This is a genomic window from Acinetobacter sp. SM1B (assembly GCF_003289665.1).
Taxonomy (GTDB): Bacteria; Pseudomonadota; Gammaproteobacteria; order Pseudomonadales; family Moraxellaceae; genus Acinetobacter; species Acinetobacter schindleri.
The window spans coordinates 1,023,987-1,047,877 of record NZ_QMBM01000001.1 but is presented as its reverse complement, the minus strand read 5'-3'; the positions used below and the strand labels follow the sequence as shown (position 1 = coordinate 1,047,877).

At 43.3% G+C, this 23,891-nt stretch carries 24 protein-coding genes; 17 read left to right on the top strand and 7 right to left on the bottom strand.

Translation table 11 applies throughout. The features are described 5' to 3' along the window. From C8322_RS14540 to C8322_RS04950, 3 genes are all read left to right on the top strand, one after another. Positions 1-480: IS3 family transposase (locus tag C8322_RS14540; protein ID WP_228156490.1), on the top strand; the 480-nt coding region annotated here is incomplete at its 5' end. Positions 481-868: 388 nt separating this feature from the next. After that, positions 869-1,429, top strand: a complete 561-nt coding sequence (locus tag C8322_RS04955; RefSeq protein WP_004815491.1) for a 1-acyl-sn-glycerol-3-phosphate acyltransferase — start codon at positions 869-871, stop codon at positions 1,427-1,429. A gap of 256 nt (positions 1,430-1,685) precedes the next feature. Then, entirely contained in the window at positions 1,686-2,435 is a 750-nt protein-coding gene (locus C8322_RS04950) for a YebC/PmpR family DNA-binding transcriptional regulator (protein WP_008304266.1), read from the top strand. Positions 2,436-2,570: 135 nt separating this feature from the next. Here the strand turns inward: C8322_RS04950 and C8322_RS04945 are convergent, their stop codons facing one another. Further along, a complete protein-coding gene (locus C8322_RS04945; RefSeq protein WP_004815486.1) occupies positions 2,571-3,041 on the bottom strand; it encodes an Lrp/AsnC family transcriptional regulator in 471 nt (156 codons plus the stop codon). 383 nt (positions 3,042-3,424) lie between these two features. On the opposite strand from C8322_RS04945, the gene C8322_RS04940 reads away from it, so the two are divergent. Further along, complete coding sequence (locus tag C8322_RS04940) at positions 3,425-4,735, top strand: hypothetical protein (RefSeq protein WP_322873828.1); 1,311 nt, start codon at positions 3,425-3,427, stop codon at positions 4,733-4,735. Positions 4,736-4,787: 52 nt separating this feature from the next. Here C8322_RS04940 and C8322_RS04935 read toward each other — a convergent pair whose 3' ends face one another. After that, entirely contained in the window at positions 4,788-5,552 is a 765-nt protein-coding gene (locus tag C8322_RS04935) for a glutathione S-transferase family protein (RefSeq protein ID WP_111810745.1), read from the bottom strand. 380 nt (positions 5,553-5,932) lie between these two features. Here C8322_RS04935 and C8322_RS04930 point away from each other — a divergent pair, with 380 nt between their 5' ends. The 7 genes from C8322_RS04930 (at position 5,933) to ychF (ending at position 13,568) form a co-directional block, all read left to right on the top strand. Further along, a complete protein-coding gene (locus C8322_RS04930; RefSeq protein ID WP_008304272.1) occupies positions 5,933-7,135 on the top strand; it encodes an SfnB family sulfur acquisition oxidoreductase in 1,203 nt (400 codons plus the stop codon). 11 nt (positions 7,136-7,146) lie between these two features. Continuing rightward, positions 7,147-8,370, top strand: coding sequence for an SfnB family sulfur acquisition oxidoreductase (locus C8322_RS04925; protein ID WP_004815480.1), 1,224 nt, complete (start codon positions 7,147-7,149; stop codon positions 8,368-8,370). Between the two features lie 11 nt (positions 8,371-8,381). After that, positions 8,382-9,794, top strand: coding sequence for an LLM class flavin-dependent oxidoreductase (locus tag C8322_RS04920; RefSeq protein WP_171063236.1), 1,413 nt, complete (start codon positions 8,382-8,384; stop codon positions 9,792-9,794). A gap of 19 nt (positions 9,795-9,813) precedes the next feature. Next, on the top strand, positions 9,814-10,644 hold the full coding sequence (locus C8322_RS04915) for a MetQ/NlpA family ABC transporter substrate-binding protein (RefSeq protein ID WP_004815476.1): 831 nt from the start codon (positions 9,814-9,816) through the stop codon (positions 10,642-10,644). 10 nt (positions 10,645-10,654) lie between these two features. Next, positions 10,655-11,725 (top strand): methionine ABC transporter ATP-binding protein, encoded by a 1,071-nt coding sequence (locus tag C8322_RS04910; protein WP_034424961.1) that lies wholly within the window; start codon positions 10,655-10,657, stop codon positions 11,723-11,725. Then, positions 11,706-12,365 carry a methionine ABC transporter permease gene (locus tag C8322_RS04905; protein ID WP_004815470.1) on the top strand — a complete coding sequence of 220 codons (660 nt, stop codon included), beginning with the start codon at positions 11,706-11,708 and terminating at the stop codon, positions 12,363-12,365. The genes C8322_RS04910 and C8322_RS04905 overlap by 20 nt, the downstream gene beginning before the upstream one ends. Positions 12,366-12,476: 111 nt before the next feature. Continuing rightward, the gene (gene ychF, locus C8322_RS04900) at positions 12,477-13,568 is read left to right on the top strand and encodes a redox-regulated ATPase YchF (RefSeq protein WP_004784110.1); all 1,092 of its coding nucleotides are present in this window, start codon (positions 12,477-12,479) and stop codon (positions 13,566-13,568) included. 57 nt (positions 13,569-13,625) lie between these two features. Here the strand turns inward: ychF and C8322_RS04895 are convergent, their stop codons facing one another. Beyond that, positions 13,626-14,171, bottom strand: a complete 546-nt coding sequence (locus C8322_RS04895) for a DUF962 domain-containing protein (protein ID WP_004815468.1) — start codon at positions 14,169-14,171, stop codon at positions 13,626-13,628. Between the two features lie 102 nt (positions 14,172-14,273). Between C8322_RS04895 and C8322_RS04890 the strand changes: the two genes are divergently transcribed. After that, on the top strand, positions 14,274-14,969 hold the full coding sequence (locus C8322_RS04890) for a Crp/Fnr family transcriptional regulator (RefSeq protein ID WP_004815466.1): 696 nt from the start codon (positions 14,274-14,276) through the stop codon (positions 14,967-14,969). 70 nt (positions 14,970-15,039) lie between these two features. Here the strand turns inward: C8322_RS04890 and C8322_RS04885 are convergent, their stop codons facing one another. After that, a complete protein-coding gene (locus C8322_RS04885) occupies positions 15,040-15,525 on the bottom strand; it encodes a hypothetical protein (protein WP_004815460.1) in 486 nt (161 codons plus the stop codon). Between the two features lie 105 nt (positions 15,526-15,630). Here C8322_RS04885 and C8322_RS04880 point away from each other — a divergent pair, with 105 nt between their 5' ends. The 5 genes from C8322_RS04880 (at position 15,631) to dapC (ending at position 22,267) form a co-directional block, all read left to right on the top strand. Beyond that, positions 15,631-16,383, top strand: a complete 753-nt coding sequence (locus C8322_RS04880) for an AzlC family ABC transporter permease (protein ID WP_111810423.1) — start codon at positions 15,631-15,633, stop codon at positions 16,381-16,383. Further along, positions 16,380-16,727, top strand: a complete 348-nt coding sequence (gene ygaH, locus C8322_RS04875; protein WP_004815455.1) for an L-valine transporter subunit YgaH — start codon at positions 16,380-16,382, stop codon at positions 16,725-16,727. The genes C8322_RS04880 and ygaH overlap by 4 nt, the downstream gene beginning before the upstream one ends. 438 nt (positions 16,728-17,165) lie before the next feature. Beyond that, positions 17,166-18,380, top strand: coding sequence for a formate-dependent phosphoribosylglycinamide formyltransferase (purT, locus tag C8322_RS04870; protein WP_171063231.1), 1,215 nt, complete (start codon positions 17,166-17,168; stop codon positions 18,378-18,380). A gap of 27 nt (positions 18,381-18,407) precedes the next feature. Then, positions 18,408-21,080 (top strand): [protein-PII] uridylyltransferase, encoded by a 2,673-nt coding sequence (gene glnD, locus C8322_RS04865; RefSeq protein ID WP_004815450.1) that lies wholly within the window; start codon positions 18,408-18,410, stop codon positions 21,078-21,080. Positions 21,081-21,097: 17 nt separating this feature from the next. Next, entirely contained in the window at positions 21,098-22,267 is a 1,170-nt protein-coding gene (gene dapC, locus C8322_RS04860) for a succinyldiaminopimelate transaminase (protein ID WP_004815447.1), read from the top strand. Between the two features lie 30 nt (positions 22,268-22,297). Here the strand turns inward: dapC and C8322_RS04855 are convergent, their stop codons facing one another. From C8322_RS04855 to msrB, 3 genes are read right to left on the bottom strand one after another with little or no spacing between them, the layout of a single operon-like run. Next, positions 22,298-22,750 (bottom strand): energy transducer TonB family protein, encoded by a 453-nt coding sequence (locus C8322_RS04855; RefSeq protein ID WP_004815445.1) that lies wholly within the window; start codon positions 22,748-22,750, stop codon positions 22,298-22,300. 53 nt (positions 22,751-22,803) lie between these two features. Continuing rightward, a complete protein-coding gene (locus C8322_RS04850) occupies positions 22,804-23,280 on the bottom strand; it encodes a glutathione peroxidase (RefSeq protein ID WP_004815442.1) in 477 nt (158 codons plus the stop codon). Continuing rightward, the gene (gene msrB / locus C8322_RS04845; protein ID WP_004815441.1) at positions 23,277-23,696 is read right to left on the bottom strand and encodes a peptide-methionine (R)-S-oxide reductase MsrB; all 420 of its coding nucleotides are present in this window, start codon (positions 23,694-23,696) and stop codon (positions 23,277-23,279) included. Before msrB ends, C8322_RS04850 begins: the two co-directional genes overlap by 4 nt. Positions 23,697-23,891: the final 195 nt, after the last annotated feature.

Genomic DNA, 23,891 nt, shown 5'->3' with positions numbered 1-23,891 from the left:
CAAACAAATTCAGGCTGGGTCTATACCGCCTTTATTATTGATGTGTTCTCACGAGCAATTGTTGGATGGAAAGTATCTACACGGATGAATACAGATATGGTACTCGATGCACTTGAGCAAGCATTGCACGATCGAGGCATGCCAAAGAATGTGATTCATCATTCCGATAGAGGTGTTCAATATCTTTCTATTCGCTATACCAATCGTTTAGAAGCTGCAAATTTACGAGCATCAGTCGGTACGACTGGTGATTCATACGATAATGCTCTGGCTGAAACGGTGAATGGCTTATACAAAACAGAGGTGATTGAATATTTAAAAGCAGATTGGCAAGGTTTAGCAGATGTACAACTTGCGACACTAAACTGGGTAGATTGGTTCAATAAAAAGCGTGTACACAGTGCACTGGGTTATGTATCGCCTTTTGAGTTTGAAGCAATGTACTATGATAAGATTAACCCGTTAGGTCAGGTGGCCTAACTTAAATAAAAAAGTCTCCGACAAACCCGGTACGGTTCACAATGAGAGCACCAAAGCCGTTAAGTAAGTCATTCTTTATCCTCTCTCGCGAACATGATTGGAAGTGTCTTAAAGCCGAAACATATCCTTGGGCTTCGACAAAAGTCTAATAACTATTTTTAGTACTGAACAGCCATTTTTTAGCATTTTTAAGAGTATTTTTATCTCTTATAAGACATTTAACTAATTAACATTAATTTTGTTATTGTTTTTAAATCTTAATTAACCATTACTCAATATATTTATTCACTTGCTTTTTGAATGTATTTAAGACTTTTAAATTAATTCCACTTGACGAAATATAAGAACAAGCACAAATTATGTTTTTTTTTCACACACTCCATCCCCTATGTTTAAGAAATTCATTGGCGAATCTGCGTTTAAACTTGCAGGCTGGCAATATCACGTTGAACCAAATGTGCTTGAAGACAAGCAAGTGATTGTGGGCTTTGAGCATACTTCAATGATGGATGCCGTGCTTTCTCTGGCCTTATTTCAGATATACGACATCAAAATTCATACTTTGATTAAAAAAGAATTATTTAAAGGTCCATTTAAGCCATTATTAGAAAACATTGGCGGTATTCCGGTAGATCGTAAATCGAGCAAGGATATTGTGACCCAGATGGTTGAACTTTTTCAGAGCAATGAAAAATTCAATCTGGTGATTGCACCTGAAGCGACTCGCGCCAAAAATGGTGAAGAGCGTCGACCAATTCGTACCGGTTTTTGGCATATTGCCAAAGCAGCAAATGTGCCGATTGTACTCATGTATGCCAACTCTAAAACCAAACAGGGTGGCATTTTCGGAAAAATTTATCCAACAGACCTTGAACATGACCTGGCTTTAATGAAACAGCTTTATAAAGACAATGTCGGTCTGGATATCGTGATTCCTGAAAAAAAATAATATATGTCCATGAGATGTTATGCATGACCTAACATCTCATTTCTTCTTCTCCTTCTATCCTCTTTTCCACAATAAACATTTTTTATTTTTAAACTAAATTATTACCTTTAATCCCCGAATAAATTTCTCAGTGCGTCTATTTTTTTGTCATTATCGTTAAATCTAAAAACCAGGCTCTTTTTTTAAAAAAAGCCCTTATGGTAGAATTTGCCCAATTCGATAGGCATACAGCCAATCTACAAGGAGCATATTTCGCATGGCGGGTCATTCCAAGTGGGCCAATATTAAGCATCGTAAAGCAAAACAAGATGCTAGCCGCGGTAAACTTTTTACCAAATATATTCGTGAATTAACTACTGCTGCAAAACTCGGCGGACCAGATGCGGGTAGCAACCCACGTTTACGTGCTGTTGTCGAAAAAGCATTGTCTGTAAACATGACACGTGATGTGATCAACCGTGCGATTCAACGTGGTGCAGGCGGCGAAGATAACGACGATCTTAAAGAAGTAACTTATGAAGGCTATGGCGTAGGTGGTGTTGCCGTAATTGTAGAAACAATGACAGACAACCTGAACCGCACTGTACCTGACGTACGTCACTGCTTCTCTAAAACTGATGGTAACTTAGGGACTAATGGTTCAGTTGCATTCTTGTTCACCAAACGTGGTGAGATTACTTTTGAAGATGTGTCTTTAGAAGATCAAATCATGGAAGTTGCTCTTGAAGCTGGTGCTGAAGACATCGAAGTTGATGAAGATGAAATCCTAGTCATTACTACACCAGAAAGCTTCGGTACAGTTCAGGATGCTTTAGCTGCTGCAGGTTTAAAATCTGATAATGCTGAAGTTGTGATGAGCCCTTCTACCAAAGCTGAAATCACCGATATTGATCAAGCGAAAAAAATCATGAAAATGATTGATATGCTTGAAGATCTGGACGATGTTCAAAACGTTTATACCAACGTTGAATTCTCTGAAGAAGTATTGGCTCAGTTAGACGCTTAATCTTCAGGAAGACAAAAACGCACCTTTGGGTGCGTTTTTTATTTTGATCTATCTTATTAGATCATCTTGTCTGTGATTTCAATCAATTTACTTGCTTATTCGGGGACAAATATTTAGATAGTGCTATCCCTTCAATTAAACTTTATTGAGTAAGCCACTACAGTTAAAAACATTATATTCCTTGATCACGAAGCTGGAATGCAGTGCGACCACATGTTCAATCTTGCCGATTTTGTTAAGCAGGATCTCACTGTAGTTTTCCATATCACGTGCGACTACTTCGACAATAAAATCTGCCGATTGTCCTGTTACCAGAAAGGCATTAATCACTTCAGGAATACTTTCCAGCTCACCCAGAAATTTGGCAAAAGTGTCACTATCATGTTTGCTTAAGGAAACCTGCAAAAGTACATGCAGACTGAAACCAAGCTTTTGATAATTAATTTCCCGTTTTAGACCACTAATAATATTATGGTCAATCAACTGTTTAATACGGCGGTGAACCGAGCTGACCGAAAGATTCACCCGTTCAGAGAGTTCATTCAAATTGACATCTTCATGGGTCAAAATTTCAAGAATGTGCTTATCAAAACGATCTAATTCCATTTTTAATCTCTTGCCACTTTATTAAAATACATCATTATTCTACGCATAGTATTAATATTTTTTCATGAATTACCAGATATTTGCAAAAAAATACCAGATGATAATCTAGAGGAAATTTAAGTCATTTCCATAGTCATTCATCGCATAAAATATATTTTAGATAAACGCAAACATCTAATAAACCATTATTATTTATCATAAATTAATCTATTTAAAGCTTTATTCAGGCAAATAATACTATTTTCAAAACGTGATTATTCATGCTTAGATTTACACTTGTATAGAAACTGAATAAAAATTAGGCGTTTTATTTACAACGCAAAATAATCAAAACAAGACAAAAAACGCAAGGAACGGTTATGGCTTTCAGTATTTTTAGTTAAATTAAAAGTAAACTCAGCCCGGTGCTCACGACAGAGACGCAAAACAAGAGTTTACTTAGCGGTTTATTAGGTGGCAGTCTTTCTGGCATTATTGGTTCTATCACGGGTTCTACTCCCGCTACTCCTTCCCTAGACTCCCTCTTAAATAGCTTACTTTCAGGTAAGAGTTTAAGTTCAAGCTCCCTGACTGATTTAATTACTCAATTTACCGGTTCGAATGCTACAAAACTCGATATTAACAGTTTAATTAGCAAACTCACTCAAGCCAACGGCGGCAGTTTTGATCTGGGTTCGATCAGTAATCTGCTGGGTAGTTTAATGGGTAACAATACATCAAATTTAGATTTAAATGCCGTGATTAAATTAGTCAGTGGGTTAATTGGTGGTAGTTCAGGTAATTTAGATCTCAGTAAAATTGCTGACCTGGCTGGTAACCTTCTGCAAGGCGGTGACATTGATATCGGTCAGATCGCTCAGCTTGTCGGTGGTTTAATCGGTGGTTCTGGCGGTCTTGAAGGTATTGATATTGGCGCAATTGCAGGACTAGTCGGCAATCTGATTGGCGGGAATGGCGATATTGATATCGGTCAGATCGCTCAGCTTGTCGGTGGCCTAATTGGTGGTTCTGGCGGTCTTGAAGGTGTTGATATTGGCGCAATTGCAGGACTAGTCGGCAATCTGATTGGCGGGAATGGTGATATTGATATCGCGCAGATCGCTCAACTCGTTGGTGGCTTAATCGGTGGCTCTGGCAGTCTTGAGGGTGTTGATATTGGTGCAATCGCAGGCTTGGTTGGCTGTTTAATTGAAGGCAATGGCGACATTGATATCGCGCAGATCGCTCAACTCGTTGGTGGTCTAATTGGTGGCTCTGGTGGTCTTGGTGACTTCGATCTAGGTGCGATTACCGATATTATTTCTGGCTTCAGCAATAATGGCGGTAACTTCGACCTTTCACAATTGACCAATTTACTTGGTGGCCTCGTGAGTGCAAATGATAGCTCTGATCTGAGTGGCTTACTGGGTGGTTTAGGCGACCTAGGCAATGGTTTAGATTCAAATGCATTTGAAGGCTTACTTGATGGAAGTCTAGGCGACTTAGGTTCGAGCATTATTCCAGAATTAGGTGATCTTATTTCAGGTGGTAGCTCAGTTGATAACAATATCAGTATTACTGAAATTATTCCGACCATCAAAGAAACAATTTCCAATATCTCGAGCGGTAGTTCATTACCGAAGTTTGACTTTAGCTCACTTCTCAGTGGCTTTAATAAACAGAGTGATATTGATCTCACAAACCCTTGGGGCTAAGTATCCAATAAAAAAACGCACTTTAAGCGCGTTTTTTATTTCACTATTTAACTTATACACCGCGCCAATCAATACGAGCATTACGTTCATGACGATAGATGTTTTTAATATATTGGCCTAAAGGCAATTCCGAGAGATAGGTCTGATAATCCCGATATTCATCTGACATAGATTCAAAGCTGTCACGCTCCCACGGCGTACCGGAAATTGCCAACAAAGGTGCCAACATTGAACAGACTGCAATATCAGCCAGACTAAAACGTGATCCCGCAAAATAAGCTCCCTTATTCTCGATCAGTGTCTGGTTCAGCTGTTCAACTGTTTCTTTAATATATTCACGGGACTGAGCAAGTGTATCTTCAGTAAGTGCATAACCTTTGCTGAGAAGAGTTTTAAGCAAAGGCTTGGAAAATTTTTCGAACTGACGTAGATATCCCTTTTCACCAATCAGGATCTCCATCGATTCATGATCATGAGATAAAGCCTGAGCCAACATCCAGCGACGGATATGGCGTCCTAGTTCCTGAGTCTTTTCATCAATCTCCAGCACTTTTTGACGTAAGCGCCCTTCTACGGGTAATAAACGATGCTCAGGATAATGTTCATCCAGATATAAGGCGATCTGGGTTGAATCTGCAATCCATTGTTCCTTGTCACGCAAAATTGGCAGACGGTTCTGTCCGGTTTTAAGACGAGCAAAGGCACGATGCGCACCTGGCATGAGGTTTTGTGCGACATAATCCAGTTCTTTATGATCAAGCATCCAACGTGCTTTTTCACAAAAATGTGATAAAGGAAACTGGTATAAGGTGCGCATAAAATCTCCATGTTGATTATTAAATTTGGTCGCATTAAAACCATCTATTTCAGTTGGATACTTTAGACACCCTTCATTGGAAATACAATGTGCTTTTAATTCAAAATTAAGATGTTGTTTATTCAACTCTACAATGTTTATTTTTATACATTTTTCCGCCTTAAATATCTTTAAAGCAGATATATTCTATTTTAGACCAAGCCACTCATACTAAATATAAAATAAAATTTTAAATATTTTAATTACTTACTATATTCAAAATTGATAGAAACCTAGCAATTTTTGTCCTAAATAGGTTTTTTCATAAGCTTTGCGAAAGCAATTACTTAATCTCATAAAGCTTAGCCTGTAACGTTTTGATATCGATTTAGGATGTCATTATGTCTCGTTTAACTTTTGAAAAAGTTCATATTATTGAAAATGATCACGACGCAATTAATGCTGCCTACCAGGTTGCAGACTTTGCTCTGGAAGGCCGAAATCAGCGTGATCAGCAACGTGTATTCCCTCTTGCTGAAATTGAACTGTTCAGCCAAAGGGGTCTGGGCGGTATACGTATTCCAAAACAGTACGGCGGTGCTTTCGTTTCCGATAAAACCCTGGCACATGTATTCCGTATTGTGAATAAAGCTGACTCGAGTGTCGGGCAAACCCCTCAGAACCAGATCGCATTACTCAACATGATCCAGATCATGGGTACAGAACAACAAAAACAGTTTATTTATAGCGAAATTTTAAAGGGTAAACGTCTGGCCAATGGCGGTCCGGAACGTCATACCAAAGATACTAAAACCCTGGCAACCACGCTTACAATCGAAAATGGTCGCTATTTTATCGATGGCGAAAAATTCTATTCAACTGGTAGCAGCTTCGCGCACTGGCTGGCAATTAAAGCGATTCATCCTGAAGGGCATGTGGTGCTCACTATTGTCGACCGGACTGCCGACGGTGTTGAAGTGATTGATAACTGGAATGGTTTTGGTCAACGCACCACCTCTAGCGGTACCGTTAAACTGCAACATGTCGAAGTCGATCCACTACTGATTTTTGATGAGCGTCTGTTAGGGAATCAACCAAGTTACCGTGGTGCCTATTCTCAGCTGATGCAGGTGGCAATTGATGTCGGGATTGCTGAAGCGGCTTTTGCCGATACGTTGACTGCCATACATAAGGCTCGTCCGGTTGTGGATGCACAAGTCGAAAAAGCCAGCTTTGAGCATTACACCCTGCAGGAAGTGGGTAAGTCATCTGTGTTATTAGATGCCGCGATTCTACTACTGGATGAAGCTGCTGAATATCTGGATGAACTGGATCAACTGGAAGCAGTGACCGATGAGCAGGCAGCCAAAGCCTCAATTCTGGTGGCTGAAGCCAAGGTCTATGCCAATGATGCAGCCTTAAATATTTCGGAAAAATTACTGGAATTGGGCGGCAGCCGCTCCAGCCTGAGTCAGCACAATCTGGATCAGCATTGGCGCAATGCCCGGGTACATACCCTGCATGACCCGATCCGCTGGAAGCTGCATGCACTCGGGGATTATTACCTGAATCATAAACTCCCTGCCCGCCACGCCTGGATTTAAGGAGATTTGCCATGACTTCATTTCAAAACATTATTCCATTTCAATCCGAGCAGCTGGCGCAAGCTCATATCATCCAGTCTGATAAGGAAGCCTTAGAAATTGCCCGCAATCTAGCAGATCACTTCAAGGCGGGTGCGGTACAGCGTGATGCTGAACGTATTCTGCCGTTCGAGGAAATCGAAGCTTATAGTCAGTCTGGACTCTGGGCAATTACCGTGCCTAAAGAATATGGCGGCGCAGAAGTGTCTAGCTATACCGTAGCACAAGTCATTGCCCTGATGAGCGGTGTAGATGGCTCAATTGGCCAGATTCCACAAAATCATTTTTATGGTCTGGAAATTCTGCGCAATAACGGTACTGAGCAACAAAAACATAAACTCTATGCCGAAGTGCTAAAAGGCGCCCGTTTCGGTAATGCCCTGGCTGAGTTCAAGACCAAGACTGCCGCACAACGCCAGACTGCAATCCGCAAGACCGAGCAAGGATATGTAATTAATGGAGAGAAGTTCTATTGTACCGGTAGCCTATTCGCACACCGCATTCCGACACTGGTCGTAGATGAAAATGAGCAGCAATTTCTGGCTTTCGTCCCACGTGACAGCGCCGGTCTGACGCTGATTGATGACTGGAGCGGTTTTGGTCAGCGCACGACTGGCAGTGGTACCGTAAAATTTGACAATGTTCCAGTGCTTGAAGAAGATGTCGTACATTTTGATACTGCCTACTCTCGTCCCACCATTTCTGGTCCTTTCGCACAATTGCTGCATGCTTCTATTGAAACTGGTATTGCCCGTGCTGCCTTTGAAGAAACCTTAAACCGCGTGCGTCAGGCACGTCCGTGGATTGATTCTGGTGTGGACAAAGCCACAGATGATCCACTGACCAAATTTGAACTCGGCCGCGTAGTTGCTGATGTACGTGCCTCTGAAGTTTTACTCAAACAGGCTGCGTACGCTGTCGATGCTGCCAAAGCCAATCTGACTGAAACCAGTGTTGCCAAAGCCTCTCTAGATGTGGCTAAAGCGCGTGCGCACAGTACCGAAACTGCATTAAAAGCCTCCTCTAAACTTATTGAACTGGCTGGCAGCCGTGGTAGCCAGCGTGAAGATGGTCTGGACTGCTTCTGGCGCAATGCTCGCGTGCATACCTTGCATGATGCTTCACGCTGGAAATATTATTTCATTGCTAATTATTTGCTGAATGGTGTTCTGCCTCCACGCCGGGGGACGTTGTAATGACAAATATTATGAACAGCTCGAAAGCGAAGGAAATCCTGCTGAATGCCTTTGATATGAACTGCGTGGGTCATATCAATCATGGCTTGTGGACTCATCCGCGGGATGAATCACATCGCTTTAATGAGCTGAGCTACTGGACTGATCTGGCGAAAATGTTAGAACAAGGATTGTTTGATGGCCTGTTTATTGCCGACATCACCGGGGTCTATGACGTCTACCAGAATGGCATTGATCTGACTCTAAGAGAATCGATTCAATTACCGAGTCATGATCCAAGCACCCTCGTGTCTGCCATGGCAGCCGTGACCGAGCATCTTGGTTTTGGCGTTACAGTCAATCTCAGCTATGAATCGCCTTATCAGTTCGCCCGTCGCTTCGCCAGTCTGGATCATCTGACCCATGGTCGTATCGGCTGGAATATGGTCACTGGTTATCTGGACAGTGCCCAGCGCCTGATCGGTGAAAATGGTCTGAAAGACCATGATCGACGCTACGAGCAGGCCGAAGAATTTTTACAGTTGTGCTACAAGTTCTGGGAAGGTTCCTGGGAAGATGATGCCATGCTGAAAGACAAACAGCAGCGGATCTTTACTGATCCAGCCAAAGTGCATCAGGTTAATCATCAAGGTCAGTTCTACCGCAGTCAGGGCGTATTTCAGGTTTCCCCTTCTGTTCAACGTACTCCGGTACTGTTCCAGGCTGGTGCTTCACCACGTGGTATGGCCTTTGCCACCCAGCATGCGGAAGGCATGTTTATTGGTGGTGATCATCCGGACAAAATCAAGAAACAGGTGGATCAGATCCGTCGCCAAGCCACTGAACAAGGACGTGATCCTGAAGCGATCAAGATTTTCGTTGGTATTACTGTGGTAACCGCAGAAACGGATGAAATAGCGCAGCAAAAGCTGGAAGAATATCGCGCTTATGCCAGTCCTGAAGCTGGTCTTGCACATTTCTCCAGTTCAGTCGGAATTGACCTGTCCACATTTGCCGATGATGAGCCAATTCCTTACCAGCAAACCAACAGCATTGCTTCAGTCAATAACAAGTTTAAAGAACAACAGCTTACACCAACTGATCTGAAAGCACAGCATGTACTGGGTGGGCGTTATCCACTGATCGTGGGCAGTGGTGCGACGGTGGCAGAAAAACTGATTCAGCTGGTCGATGAAACCGGGATAGATGGCTTCAATCTGACCCGTACGGTGGCTCCAGAATCGCATCTGGATTTTATCCGTTTTGTTATTCCTGAATTACAGCAGCGCGGACGCTATAAGACTGAATATAAACAAGGCAGTTTCAGACACAAGCTGTTCCAGCAAGGAGACCGCTTATCCAGCGCTCATCCAGTGCAGCAATTTCGATGTCAAAACTCCGCCTCAACCGCGAATACCGACCTAAAGCAAAAACAATCAGCATAAATTTATTTTGAGGTGCAACATGGCACAAACTGCTAAAACAAAATTCAGCATTATTGGGGTAATTATTGCCGCCGTGATTATCGGACTGGTGGTATGGAACCAACAAAAAAAATCTGGTTCGGATGAACTGGTCATTGGTATCAGTCCGTCTTTTGCCAAACCTTTACAGGTCGCAGCAATTGAGGCCAAACAGCAAGGTGTCAATGTCAAACTGGTCGAATTCTCGGACTGGAATACGCCAAATATCACCCTGAATCATGGTGATATTGACGCTAACTTTTTCCAACATCAGCCATTTTTGGATAATGCCAAGAAAGAAACCGACTTTAAGATCAAAGCCTTTGCTAAAGGTGCAGCCACTCATGTTGGCATATATTCCAAGAAAATCAAAAGCTTTGATGAGCTAAATGATGGCGCGAAAGTTGTGGTGCCAAACGATCCAGTCAACCAGGGTCGTGCCCTACTGTTATTGCAACAGGCAAAACTGGTAACACTCAAAGATCCAAATAATCATTTATCTAGCCTGAAAGATCTTGCAGCGAATCCGAAAAACTTGCAGTTTGTTGAAGTTGAAGGTCCACAAACTGCACGTGCCATTGATGATGTTGATCTGGCATTTGGTTATCCGCATTACCTGCGACTGGCAAAAACAGCTGATCCTGAAAAAGCACTGTTATTTGACTCTAATAAGGACAACCGCTATGCAATTCTGTTTGCAGTACGTGAGGACTATCAGGACAAGAATGACAAGCTGAAGAAATTTGTCGACATCTATCAGAATTCACCTCGCGTAAAGGAAGCTCTTGATGCTGACTTTGGTGCGAAGCTCTGGTTCCCAGGCTGGAAATAAGGAAAATACTATGGTGAGTTTTGGTTCTCAGGTAGCGTTTTCCGTCCCACATATCAAAATCCGCAACCTGAATAAATATTATGAAGTTCAAGGCAAATCAGTTCATGCATTGAAAAACATTAACCTGGATATTCCTGAAAGTAAGATTTTCGGAATTATCGGTAAAAGTGGCGCGGGAAAATCCTCGCTGCTACGTACCTTGAATGGTCTGGAACAGATCAGTGAAGGTCATATCCATATCCATCAACAGGATCTAGCTGGACTCTCACACGCTGAACTGATTCAACTGCGCCAGCGTATTGGCATGATCTTCCAGCATTTTAATTTGATGTCTGCCAAAACCGCCTGGGAAAATGTCGCTCTGCCGCTCAAAGTTGCAAACTATAAAAAGTCAGACATCGATGCACGCGTCAATGAAGTACTGCAACTGGTCGGTTTAAGCGAAAAGGCGCAGAGCTATCCTTCTCAACTCTCTGGTGGACAAAAACAGCGTGTCGGTATTGCCCGCGCGTTGGTGCATCATCCGGAAATTTTACTCTGTGATGAAGCCACTTCTGCACTAGATCCAGAAAGTACCTCAGTGGTGCTGTCTTTACTGAAAGAAATCAACCAGAAACTCGGTATCACTATTGTATTAATCACCCATGAGATGCAGGTCATTCGTGAAATCTGCGATCAAGTCGTGGTAATTGAAAAAGGTGAAGTTGTTGAAGCCGGTGAAGTTTGGTCTGTCTTTTCTAATCCACAGCAGCAGATTACCCAGGAACTGCTGAATCTGGAACAGCTGGAACTGCCATTTTCGATCAGTCCTGAAGTGACAACAGATACCACGCATAGCATTATCAAACTGCGCTATGCCTCTAGTGTTCAGTATTCCCCAGATTTGAAAATGATTTTTGAACAGTTCGAGCATCCGGTGCACCTCTATCAGAGCCATATCGACAGCATCCAGAACCATCTGATAGGTAGCTTAATTGTCGCGGTTGCCGATCTGAATCTGGATACCGACTTACTTCAGCAAAAACTAAAACAACATATTGCACAAATTGAGGTGATTGGCTATGCACGACCAACTCATTGATTTATTACTAACAGGAACTACCGATACCCTCATCATGGTTGGTGTATCAGCGATCGTTGCCTTTTTAATTGGTTTACCGATGGCAGTAGTACTGGTCAGTACATCTGAACACGGGATCTATCCATCTAAACCCATTAATCAGGCTTTGGGTTGGGTTGTGAATATTACCCGTTCGGTGCCTTTTCTGATTTTGATGGTCGCGCTAATTCCTATTACCCGCTGGATTGTGGGGACCAGCTATGGTGTCTGGGCCGCAGTTGTGCCTTTAACTTTGGCCGCGACTCCTTTCTTTGTGCGTATTGCTGAAGTGAGTTTACGTGAAGTCGATCAGGGTCTGATTGAAGCTGCACAAGCGATTGGCTGTAACCGTAAGCAGATTATCTGGCATGTGTTATTACCTGAAGCTTTACCAGGAATTGTGGCCGGTTTTACCGTGACTCTAGTGACCATGATTAACTCATCCGCCATTGCCGGTGCGATTGGTGCCGGTGGTCTGGGCGATATTGCTTACCGTTATGGTTATCAGCGTTTTGATATACAGATCATGCTGGCGGTGATTGTAGTGCTGGTGATTCTGGTCATGCTGGTGCAGGCCACTGGTGACACCCTGTCCAATCAGCTCGACAAGCGTAAAATCTAAAAACATCTATTTCATAAGTTTTCAACAAAGCACCCAGCCATGACCTGACTTTGTCATGGCTTTCATGTAAAATCACTGGCAATTTTTATATAACGCTTTGTGAGTTATTTCATGGGTTTTAATTGTGGTATTGTAGGCCTGCCTAACGTTGGTAAATCTACGCTTTTCAATGCATTAACTAAAGCTGCAATTGCTGCGGAAAACTTCCCATTCTGTACGATTGAACCAAACACCGGTATCGTGCCTGTGCCTGATCCACGCCTGGACAAACTTGCTGAAATCGTAAAACCACAACGCGTGGTACCAACTACCATGGAATTCGTGGACATCGCGGGTCTGGTTGCTGGTGCATCTAAAGGCGAAGGTCTGGGTAACCAGTTCCTAGCTAACATCCGTGAAACTGATGCAATTGCTCACGTTGTTCGTTGTTTCGAAGATGAAAACGTGATTCACGTAAACGGCAAAATTGATCCGCTTGATGACATCGCAACCATTAATACTGAGCTTGCTCTAGCCGATCTTGAAACTGTGACTAAAGCAGTGACTCGTTTAGCGAAATCTGCAAAAGGTGGCGATAAAGAAGCGATTGCGACTAAAGCAGTTCTAGATAAAATTCTTCCTCTTTTAGATGAAGGCAAACCTGCTCGTGCTGCAACCTTAGATGATGACGAACGTAAACTGGTACGTGGTTTTGGTCTGTTAACGCTTAAACCAACCATGTATATCGCCAACGTGGCTGAAGACGGTTTTGAAAATAACCCGCATTTAGATGCTGTACGTGAACTGGCTGCTGCTGAAAATGCAATCGTGGTTCCACTTTGTAACCAGATCGAAGCAGAAATTTCATTACTTGAAGATGAAGACCGTGCTGAATTCCTGGAAGCTATGGGCATGGAAGAACCAGGTCTGAACGTGGTGATTCGTGCAGGTTATTCATTGCTTGGTCTACAAACTTACTTTACTGCTGGCGTACAGGAAGTTCGTGCCTGGACAGTAAAAGTGGGTGCGACTGCCCCTCAAGCCGCAGGTGTAATCCACACTGACTTCGAAAAAGGCTTTATCCGTGCTGAATGTATTGCTTATGATGACTTCGTACAGTACAACGGCGAAGCTGGTGCCAAAGAAGCAGGTAAATGGCGTCTGGAAGGTAAAACTTATATCGTTCAGGACGGCGATGTTCTGCACTTCCGCTTCAACGTATAAGTTGAAGATAAAAATGCCCCGATAATTCGGGGCATTTTTTATGTATTTTAAAAAGGATTAATCAGCTGCTATTTCCGCATATGGGGTGTCTTGTTCCATTAGCAAGCGTTGCTTACGTGCTTCAAGTAACATTTTTGCTTCTAGTTCCTTGCGAAAGCCGAACAGGAAAATTAATTCCGCAAGAACAAATAAAGGTCCGATCGCCAAGCCAATCAGATCATCCATAAATGCCGGTTTTTTCTTTTCGTAGAAATGACCTACAAACTGGAATGCCCATCCAATGGCAAAAATTCCAACGCTGGTACTCAGCCAGGTTCCAGTATCCCACTGTGCCACATTATAGGCATAAGGATAGACAAACATAAAAATGAAGGCCATGATCAATGCAAAAAATACATCAATAGTTAAATAATAAAGAATTGAAACAATGAGAAGTCCCAAGGCAAGAGTCACCTCAAAGCCGGACATCATCAGTGATACACGTGCAGTAAGACAAATAATGGAAAAAACAATTAATGGGACCCCAATAAAATGTGTCATGACATTCTTACGGTCTAAATGATAAGCTGCATACTGGCTTAATAGTCGTTCTACTCTGGTCATATTATTCTTCCTTGACTGGCCATAGAATTTGACTATAGCGCAACAATAAAAGACAAGTTGTCAGCTGGACGACAACTCATAAAACTTGGAGCAATAAAGCGAGTGGAAGAAAAATATCTTGTTGAATTAGAAAAAAATTCTTGGTTCTCAAAATTACCTTCTCATTTCCAGAACGTCCTGCTGAAACATGCAGTTACCTTATCCGTCGATAAAGACCAGGCCGTATTTTATTCAGGTGATGTGTTTGATGGAATTTATGCTGTATTAGAAGGTGCAATTGGTTTAGGTTCTATCAATATTGAGGGTAAAGAGGCAGTTTCTGCAATTGTAGAACCCATTGTCTGGTTTGGTGAAATCTCATTGGTGGATGAGCAGCCGCGTTCTCATCACGCCATCGCCTGCAAGAAATCCCTGCTCTTGCATATTCCCGCGCAATTTATTTATAAGCTGGTGGCTGAACAACCTGCATTCTGGTTTCACATCTCCCAGCTCATGAGCCAGAAATTACGTTATGTGTTTCTGGAATTATTTTCTATTCAGACCCAAACCATGCAACAACGCCTAGCGCAGCGTTTACTGTTTATTTTGCAAGGCTATGGCAATCACCTGGTCATTAAAAACCGTACCATTCAGTTGTCGCAAGAACAATTGTCACAAATGCTGATGTGTTCCCGCCAGACTATTAATCAGGAACTGCAACAGCTGGAAAAAATGAATATCCTGAAAATTGCCTTTAAACAGATTGAAATTCTGGATGTGCAACGACTACATCAATTGACTGGCGTTCCACTTCACTGATTCCGAACTAAGAAAATCAAAAAGGCTGAGCATATGACTCAGCCTTAAGTTGACACAAACAAAATATCGATCAGCTGGCAACACCCACCTGTTTCGGATCAGTATTGCCCAGTTGTGGATGAGAAATTGCACTTTCACACTGTTTTTTGTCACGTTCATAATCGGCTTGCTTCTGTGCCAGACTATTCCCATTTTCAAGTGTGGTTCGTGCCCAGATTTCCAGACTGGTTAAAGCCTTACGACATAATGCATATTTTCCTTCAGTCACGGAATCAGTCATTTTCACATTAATGCGCCAATTCGTGCTCAACTTGCGCGCAGGCTGACGAACGCGTTTTTCAATTTGATCAATCTGCTTGTTGTAGACCAGCGGATCTACTTCATTCATAAATGTCCAAGCTTCATGGGCATAAGTGGTCGCATCATTGCTCAGTTTCGGGGCTGGCTTAATTTCCGGTGCTTGATTGCCTGAACCCTCATTTCCGCATGCCTGTAATAACAATGCTGTGCTGACTAAAGCAACACTCAGTATATAACGTGTCTTGAACATGAACATTATCAGGCTCGCCATCTTAAACAATTCGGCACTATGCTATTAAATTCACGTACAATACTCAATTACCATTTGACCCCTTGTTCAACTCTCCCTCCAAGGTGTGCTGTGTCCGAACTGAATCAACACGCTGTAAAACCTGCCAGTTTTTGGCAAGGTGCCAAAGACAGCCAGGCGATTATTTTTACCTATTTGCCCGTTTCTTTTGCCTTTGGGGTTTCTGCGACCCAGTTTGGCTTTACCGCATGGGAAGCATTATTCCTGTCCTGCTCTATGTATGCAGGTGCCAGTCAATTCCTGGTTGTTGCACTCTTAGGGAGTGGCACTTCCATCTGGATGACTGCATTAACCGTGATTGCTCTGGATATCCGTCATCTACTTTATGGCCCTGCGCTACAGAATTTGATTCAGGATCGGCTTAATCTGAAAAAAACCGCAGTCTGGGCTTGGGGACTCACCGATGAGGTATTTGCCTCTGGCATGATCAAACTGTCGCAACGGCGTCAGGAATGGTCTGAATCGTGGATGCTGGGGTTGAGTTTATTCAGCTGGCTGTCCTGGGCAACAGGTTCTTTTCTCGGTGGCTTATTTGCAGATCAGGTCAGCAACTTACCGCAATTTTTACAGGCCGCTTTAGACTTCCTGTTACCTGCGCTATTCCTAAGCTTCCTGCTGGCAGCCTTTGAAAAGAAAAATACTTTTGTTGTCAGTGTGACGATTGTTGTTTCTGCTATTGCCTGCTACATGATTGACCTGTCTGCTGCAATCTTTATCGGCATCAGTTCCGGTATTCTGGCAGGCCTGTTCAAGCACTATGTACTCAAACGTCCCGATCCTGAGCATATGGGAGAAGAACTATGAATTTAGAAATTATTCTGGTTGGTATTCTGGTCGGGATTGCCAATTTCGCTTCCCGTTTCGGACCTTTTTTTGTGATTCAGAAATCGCAGCAAGGTTCACAAAAGCGTGGTGCGCTGTGGTTGAAAATTGCCTTAGGTGCGATTGGAATTTCTGCAATTAGCTCAATGTTGGTCGTGGCGACACTACCGCCTTTGCTGGAAACTCCCGATAAAAGTGTAGCGATGCTGGCCGGTTTTATTGTATTAACAGTGCTGTATTTCAAGTTTAAACGCATTGTGCTGGCCACTTTGACGGCTGCCCTCACCTATGGCCTGATTTATACTTACCTACCGATTCATTTTTAAAGATTAAATCAATGAATATAAGAGGCTTATGCTACGTTCCAGTATAAGCCTTTTTAGTGCTGGGCTGGAACATTACAATATTCCCAAAACTGTTTCCCTGCCGGATTTCGAATGCTTTACTCAGTCTTTTCTATTGGCTTGGTTCTTCCCTTTGCTGCTCCCTATCTTTATTAGCAACCCAATCAAACCATGAAACTCCTACCTTGGCTGAAATTAATTCCGGGCCAGCTTCTGAAAATGAAAAAACTCAATCCGCAAAATCATATTTATTATTTAGATCCTCAAATCGATCCAGTGGAAGTATCTTTCTGATTTCTTAATCTAAATTTTGCGAACTTTATAAATAAAATTGTTGGTCAATATCACAATTTTGTATGAAACTTGGCTTATCTCCGCAGAGAGTTCTGCTATGCTAAAAGCCCATAAAATCAAGCATGGATGATTTACATGAGCGTGACGATTGGTACCCCACTACAGGCTTCTGCCTTCAAGGTCTTATTACTGGGTTCAGGTGAACTGGGCAAGGAAGTGGTGATTTCCCTGCAACGGTTAGGTGTCGAGGTTCACGCTGCTGACCGCTATGATCATGCACCTGCCATGCAAGTTGCCCATCAGTCGCATACCCTGAATATGGCTGATCCAGCAGAACTTAAACAGCTGATTGATCAGGTGAAACCAAATCTGATTGTTCCGGAAATTGAAGCGATTGCCACCCAGGTGCTGGTTGAAATTGAAGAGCAGAACATCGTAACAGTAATTCCATCCGCGAAAGCAGTGAATCTGACCATGAACCGTGAAGGCATCCGTCGTCTGGCCGCTGAAGAACTGGGGTTGCCAACATCTGCTTACCGTTTTGCCAATACTTTAGAATCTTTCCGTGCCGCTTGTGATGATATTGGTTATCCAAACTTTGTGAAGCCTGTGATGTCCTCTTCAGGCAAAGGTCAGTCTCGTGTCAAAAGCTTTGATGAAGTTGATGCTGCCTGGGAATATGCGCAAACGGGTGGTCGTGTAAATCAAGGTACCGTCATTGTTGAGTCACAGATTGATTTTGATTTTGAAATCACCCTGCTCACTGTTCGTGCCAAAAATCCGAAAACAGGTGAAATCGAAACTTCTTATTGCGACCCGATTGGTCACCGTCAGGATTCTGGGGACTATGTTGAAAGCTGGCAACCTCAGCCAATGACACCTGCTGCATTGGAAGAAGCCAAGCGAATTGCCAATAAAGTAACCGTTGCGCTCGGTGGTTGCGGTATTTTTGGGGTAGAACTCTTTGTCAAAGGCGACAAAGTATGGTTTAGTGAAGTGTCACCACGTCCACACGACACCGGCTTAGTCACTTTAGCTTCCCAGTTCCAAAGTGAATTTGAGTTGCATGCGCGTGCGATCCTGGGTCTTCCGGTAAATACCACTCGTCATAGCGTTGCAGCCAGTGCTGTGATTTACGCTGGTGTAGATGATCAGAATCTTTCTTATTCTGGTCTGGATCTTGCTTTAGCAGATGGCAATACAGACTTGCGCCTGTTTGGCAAGCCTGAAGGCTTCAAACGACGTCGTATGGGTGTAGCAACTGCACGTGCTGAAACAACAGATCAGGCACGTGAACTTGCGCAACAGGTGGCTCAACAAGTCAGTGTCAACCAAAACTAAGCTGAAAAACGAAACGGACGACTGTTCATGATCAATACCCTGCCATTGCTGAATTACACCAAAAGTAACCATGACATTAAAGCCATTAACGAATGGCGCAGTGATGTCGAGCACCAGCTGCAGGAATGTTTTGAAAATGGTGAGTCGATCCGTGACATTATTCTGACCCGATCAAATCTGATTGATGAAGCGCTACAGTTCCTGTGGAAGCATGCTGAACTCGATCAGACTGATCTGGGTCTATTTGCTGTCGGTGGCTACGGCCGCCGCGAAATGCTGCCCTATTCTGATGTCGATATCATGATCCTGTCAGAAGATGAAATTACGTCTGAACAGGAACAGTTGATTTCGACCTTTATTTCATCTTTATGGGATGTCGGCAATTTCAAGCCAGGTATTAGCGTCCGCACCATTAGTGAATGTGTCAATCAGGCCAGCAGTGACCTGACTGTAGCCACGACCCTGATTGAGTCCCGTCTGATTACCGGTAATGAAAGCCTGGCCAAATGGCCACGTCGTATCGTGTCTCAATCCTGGACCGACAAGACCTTTTTTGATGCCAAAATGGAAGAGCAGCATAAACGCTATGCTCAACATAACAATACCGAAAGTAATCTCGAGCCGGACATTAAAAATGCCCCGGGAGGTATTCGTGATATTAACCAGATCGGCTGGATTGCCAAACGTCATTTCCGCGTAAACCGTATTTATGATCTGGTACATCTTGGTTTTATTTCAGAATTTGAACTGGCCGTTTTAGAAGAAGCCGAAAGCTTCCTCTGGGAAATCCGTCATCATCTGCATCGCATCACCAAACGCGATGAAAACCGCCTGTTATTCGACTATCAGCGTGATATCGCCGCGAAGTTCGGCTATGTACGTGAAGAAGGCCAGCCGCAGAACTATCCGATTGAACAGTTTATGAAGCGCTATTACCGCAATGCCCAGCAGGTATCGACGCTGAATGAAATGCTGTTGGCTTATTTTAATGAATCGGTAATTACTCCGCGTCTGCCAAACTATGAGCGTAACATCGAAGAAATTAACCAGAACTTTAAACTGGTTGATGGCAAACTTGCGGTACAGCACCATAAAACTTTCTCGGAAAATCCAAGCGCGATTCTGGAAATCTTTTATCTTCTGGCAAACCGTCCGGAGATTGAAGGCATCCGTGCCCGTACCTTGCGTCTATTAACGCTCGCAGCAAAACGGATTGATCAGGATTATCGCAATAATCCCGTTCATCAAGCGCTGTTCATGGCGATTATCCGTTCACCACATCGTTTATATGAAACCTTGGTAGCAATGAAACGCTACGGCGTATTGGGGAATTATATTCCGGCCTTTGGCCAGATTATGGGGCTGATGCAGTATGACCTGTTCCATATCTATACTGTAGATGCGCATACCCTATTGCTATTACGTAACCTGAACCGCTTTAAGGAACCGGAATTCGCCAAAGAATTCCCAGTAGTCAGTTCAGTGTTCCAGCGTCTGGCCCGTCGTGACATCGTCTATCTGGCTGCCCTGTTCCATGACATTGCCAAAGGTCGTGGTGGTGACCATAGCGAACTCGGTGCCACTGATGCGATTGCATTTTGCCGCACGCATGGCTTTACCGAGCGTGAATGCAATCTGGTTGCATGGCTGATTCAGAATCACCTCATCATGTCAGTGACTTCACAGAAAAAAGATATTTCTGATCCGGATGTGGTCCGTGAATTCGCAGAACAAATGGGTGATATGGAGCACCTGGACTATCTGTATACCCTGACCGTTGCCGACATTAATGCCACCAATCCCAAACTGTGGAATACCTGGCGTGCATCTTTAATGCGTCAGCTATATACGCATGCGCGCGATGTGATCCGTTCTGGTCTGGGTCGTCCGGTGGACTATCAGATGCTGATTGAAGACACCAAGTTTGCTGCCAGCGAACTACTGGTACAGGACTTCTCTTTATATGATGTGGAAACCATCTGGCAGGAACTCGGTGATGACTACTTCCTGAAAGAATCGCCAGATGAAATCGCCTGGCATACTCGTGCCATTTTACAGCATGGTGATAATTCTGAACCGCTGGTGCTGATGCGTCCGCATCGTAAATATGCGCAAGATGCAGTGCAAATCTTTATTTATACGCAAGATAAACCAAATCTGTTTGCCACCACAGTGGCCGTTCTGGACCGCATGGACCTGGATGTACAGGATGCGCGGATTATCACGGCGACCAAGGCGTTCAGCCTGGACACGTATGTCGTGCTTGACCGTTTCGGTACACTCCTCACCGATCCGGAACGCGAGCTGAAAGTGATTGATGCACTTAAAGATGCTTTAAGCCACTCCGATAAATATCCAGGCCTGATGCAGCGCCGTATTCCACGTCAGCTTCGTCATTTTGATATTGAAAATACGGTAGATATCAGCCTGAACCCTGTTTTGAACCAGAATATGGTGGAAATTGCCACGCTCGACCAACCGGGTCTACTTGCCAAAGTAGGCGGATTATTTATGATGCGTGGTCTGGATATCCATTCTGCTAAAATTGCCACACTTGGCGAACGTGCCGAAGACATTTTCTTTGTCACCAAAAAAGATGGCATGCCGTTGAACCCTGAAGAATCTTCTGAATTTGCCTCTGCGTTAAAAGCAGCGCTGGATGAAGCCTCTAATCAGGTCAACAGTCAACACTCACATTAAAACGCGGTAACTCATTCATGAACTCTAGCTTGTCTTTATTGCATCCTTATCCATTTGAAAAGTTGAATAAACTTTTTGCGGATATTAAGCCTGCGAATATGCCACTCATTCCCCTATCGATTGGTGAACCAAAGCATCCAGCTCCTGAGTTCGTGAAACAGGCCATTATTGATAATTTTCAGCATCTTTCAACTTATCCAAACTCGAAAGGTTTACCTGAACTGCGTACCAGTATCGCCAACTGGCTGACTCGCCGTTTTAAACTGAACAGCATTAGTGCAGACAGCAATATCTTGCCAGTATCGGGTACCCGTGAAGCAATCTTCTCTTTTGTACAGGCACTGATTAATCGTGAAGATGCACCTTATGTAGTGATGCCAAATCCTTTTTATCAGATTTATGAAGGTGCAACGCTACTTGCAGGTGCAAAACCGTACTTCATTAACTGCACTGAGGAAAATAATTATCTTGGTGATTTTGATACAGTCCCTGCTGAAGTCTGGAAAAGAACCGCACTTCTATTTGTCTGTACACCGGGTAACCCGACAGGTGCAGTCCTGTCTAAAGAACAGTTTAAAAAGCTAATTGCACTTTCTGATCAATATGATTTTGTGATTGCTTCAGATGAATGCTACTCAGAGCTATGGTTTGATGAAGCACCGGTTGGCTTACTGGAAGTCTGTGCAGAAATCGGTCGTGATGACTACAAAAACTGCGTAGTATTCCATTCGCTCTCTAAACGCTCGAATCTTCCAGGCATGCGTTCAGGCTTTGTTGCGGGTGATGCGGATTTGCTTAAACCTTATCTGCAATATCGTACTTACCACGGTGCAGCGATGCCGGTTCAACATCAGCTGGCTTCAATTGCTGCCTGGGATGATGAAGCACATGTTGAAGAAAACCGCGTACAGTACCGTGCCAAGTTTGATCTGTTCCAGAAAGAGCTTGGTCACTTGTTGCCACTGAAAAAACCGGATGCGGGTTTCTACTACTGGTTGAAAGTAGACAATGATGAAGAATTTGCCAAACGCTTAATGGAACAGGCACATATCAAAGTACTTCCTGGCCGCTACCTGTCTCGTGATACTGAGCAAGGCAATCCAGGTGAAAACCATGTACGTCTGGCATTGGTGGCTGATCTGGCACAATGTGAACAGGTCATTGAGCGCTTAAAAGCCATTCTTTAACCTAAAATTTTAATAAAAAATCCACTATATTTATAGTGGATTTTTTATTTCAATCTTATATTCCAGAATATACACCAGATTGTGGTCTACACCCTTAATCGGCTCCAGCTTGGCAGCCAGTACCGCTTCTTTAACTTTAGCATCGACAACTCTCAAGCCAGAACTCTGAATGATCTCAACGTCGGTAATCCGCCCTGTATTGGCGATGACCGTCATTTGCACGATTACTGTCTTGGCACGTTGCAATTCTGCATCACTAAATCTCAGATATGGTGCTTTTAGCCAGCTGACTTCATAGCCCTGCTTCGCCAGCAAATGTGGCGGAACAGCATTTTTGACAGTAGGCGGCTGATAAGCTGGAACAGGCTGCTTCAGCCTTTTTAGTAATTGCCGGGTTTTTTCATCCTGTGCATAAGCAGGAGCTAAAAACAGCCCGATACATATGCTAAATAACAGGCTCTGAACGAAGATTCTGAATGGCATGGCAATAGCTTGAAGAAAGTAAAGGCGGCCAATAACCGCCCTGAATAAGCGTCTTACAGCGCTTTTTCGATCTCAGCTTCCAGGTCTTCCGGCTTGGTGGTTGGCGCAAAACGGTTCAGCACCTTGCCATCACGCCCAATCAGGAACTTGGTAAAGTTCCATTTAATACCATTACCCAGAATCCCTTTAGAATTATTGGTCAGATAACGGAAAATTGCATGTGCTTCAGGACCTTTGACATCGATCTTGGAGAACATCGGAAATGTCACCCCATAGTTCTTCTGGCAATATGCACCAATTTGCTCATTACTGCCCGGATCCTGTCCGCCAAACTGGTTACAGGGAAAGCCTAAAACTTCCAGGCCACGATCTTTATATTTCTCGTAAAGTTTTTCTAGGCCGGCGAACTGCGGTGTGAAACCGCACTTACTTGCGGTATTCACAATTAACAGTACCTTTCCTTCATAGTCTGCAAATTGTTTGGTTTTTCCATCTAACAATTCAGCTTCAAACTGATATATGCTGGTCATGGATAAGTTTCCTCATCATTTTTTTCTTGTGTTTTTAATTCTAATGAAGCGGAGTTCACACAATAACGTAAGCCAGTTGGCTGAGGTCCATCAGTGAAAACATGCCCTAAATGTGCATCACAATGATGGCAAACAATTTCTGTTCTGACCATACCATGAGATGTGTCTAAATGCTCTTCAATTGCAGAGCCGTTGATCGCCTTATAGAAGCTTGGCCAGCCACAGCCACTGTCATATTTGGTTTCTGAGGTAAATAAAGGTTCACCACAACAACGGCATACATAAGTACCATCTTGTTTCGTATTCCAGTATTTACCGGTAAATGCTGGCTCCGTCCCTTTTTGACGTGTAATACGGAACTCTTCAGGTGATAACTCTCTTTGCCATTCTCTGTCTGATTTACTGAGTTTTCCCATGATGACGGTCCTTTCTATCTTGCTATTTTAAATAGGATAATTCTATATTTACGTCATTCATTTTAAAAATTCTAGTGTTTGTTTAACATTTTACAAAAGATATATAATCCCCCAAAAAAGCAAAAAGTAAGCAAATAAACAAAATAAAAGTAAGCATTTTCTGCATTAAATGCTTTTTTGTGAGCAATTTTAGTG

Excerpts from the sequence above, each read along its gene's own strand:
- C8322_RS04855 (WP_004815445.1), bottom strand. The coding sequence starts at position 22,750 with ATGCCATTCAGAATCTTCGTTCAGAGCCTGTTATTTAGCATATGTATC.
- C8322_RS04930 (WP_008304272.1), top strand. The coding sequence starts at position 5,933 with ATGTCTCGTTTAACTTTTGAAAAAGTTCATATTATTGAAAATGATCAC.
- glnD (WP_004815450.1), top strand. The coding sequence starts at position 18,408 with ATGATCAATACCCTGCCATTGCTGAATTACACCAAAAGTAACCATGAC.
- C8322_RS04885 (WP_004815460.1), bottom strand. The coding sequence starts at position 15,525 with ATGTTCATGTTCAAGACACGTTATATACTGAGTGTTGCTTTAGTCAGC.
- C8322_RS04910 (WP_034424961.1), top strand. The coding sequence starts at position 10,655 with ATGGTGAGTTTTGGTTCTCAGGTAGCGTTTTCCGTCCCACATATCAAA.
- C8322_RS04945 (WP_004815486.1), bottom strand. The coding sequence starts at position 3,041 with ATGGAATTAGATCGTTTTGATAAGCACATTCTTGAAATTTTGACCCAT.
- purT (WP_171063231.1), top strand. The coding sequence starts at position 17,166 with ATGATTTACATGAGCGTGACGATTGGTACCCCACTACAGGCTTCTGCC.
- C8322_RS04925 (WP_004815480.1), top strand. The coding sequence starts at position 7,147 with ATGACTTCATTTCAAAACATTATTCCATTTCAATCCGAGCAGCTGGCG.
- C8322_RS04895 (WP_004815468.1), bottom strand. The coding sequence starts at position 14,171 with ATGACCAGAGTAGAACGACTATTAAGCCAGTATGCAGCTTATCATTTA.
- C8322_RS04955 (WP_004815491.1), top strand. The coding sequence starts at position 869 with ATGTTTAAGAAATTCATTGGCGAATCTGCGTTTAAACTTGCAGGCTGG.
- C8322_RS04935 (WP_111810745.1), bottom strand. The coding sequence starts at position 5,552 with ATGCGCACCTTATACCAGTTTCCTTTATCACATTTTTGTGAAAAAGCA.
- ygaH (WP_004815455.1), top strand. The coding sequence starts at position 16,380 with ATGAATTTAGAAATTATTCTGGTTGGTATTCTGGTCGGGATTGCCAAT.
- dapC (WP_004815447.1), top strand. The coding sequence starts at position 21,098 with ATGAACTCTAGCTTGTCTTTATTGCATCCTTATCCATTTGAAAAGTTG.
- ychF (WP_004784110.1), top strand. The coding sequence starts at position 12,477 with ATGGGTTTTAATTGTGGTATTGTAGGCCTGCCTAACGTTGGTAAATCT.
- C8322_RS04850 (WP_004815442.1), bottom strand. The coding sequence starts at position 23,280 with ATGACCAGCATATATCAGTTTGAAGCTGAATTGTTAGATGGAAAAACC.
- C8322_RS04915 (WP_004815476.1), top strand. The coding sequence starts at position 9,814 with ATGGCACAAACTGCTAAAACAAAATTCAGCATTATTGGGGTAATTATT.
- msrB (WP_004815441.1), bottom strand. The coding sequence starts at position 23,696 with ATGGGAAAACTCAGTAAATCAGACAGAGAATGGCAAAGAGAGTTATCA.
- C8322_RS04920 (WP_171063236.1), top strand. The coding sequence starts at position 8,382 with ATGAACAGCTCGAAAGCGAAGGAAATCCTGCTGAATGCCTTTGATATG.
- C8322_RS04905 (WP_004815470.1), top strand. The coding sequence starts at position 11,706 with ATGCACGACCAACTCATTGATTTATTACTAACAGGAACTACCGATACC.
- C8322_RS04950 (WP_008304266.1), top strand. The coding sequence starts at position 1,686 with ATGGCGGGTCATTCCAAGTGGGCCAATATTAAGCATCGTAAAGCAAAA.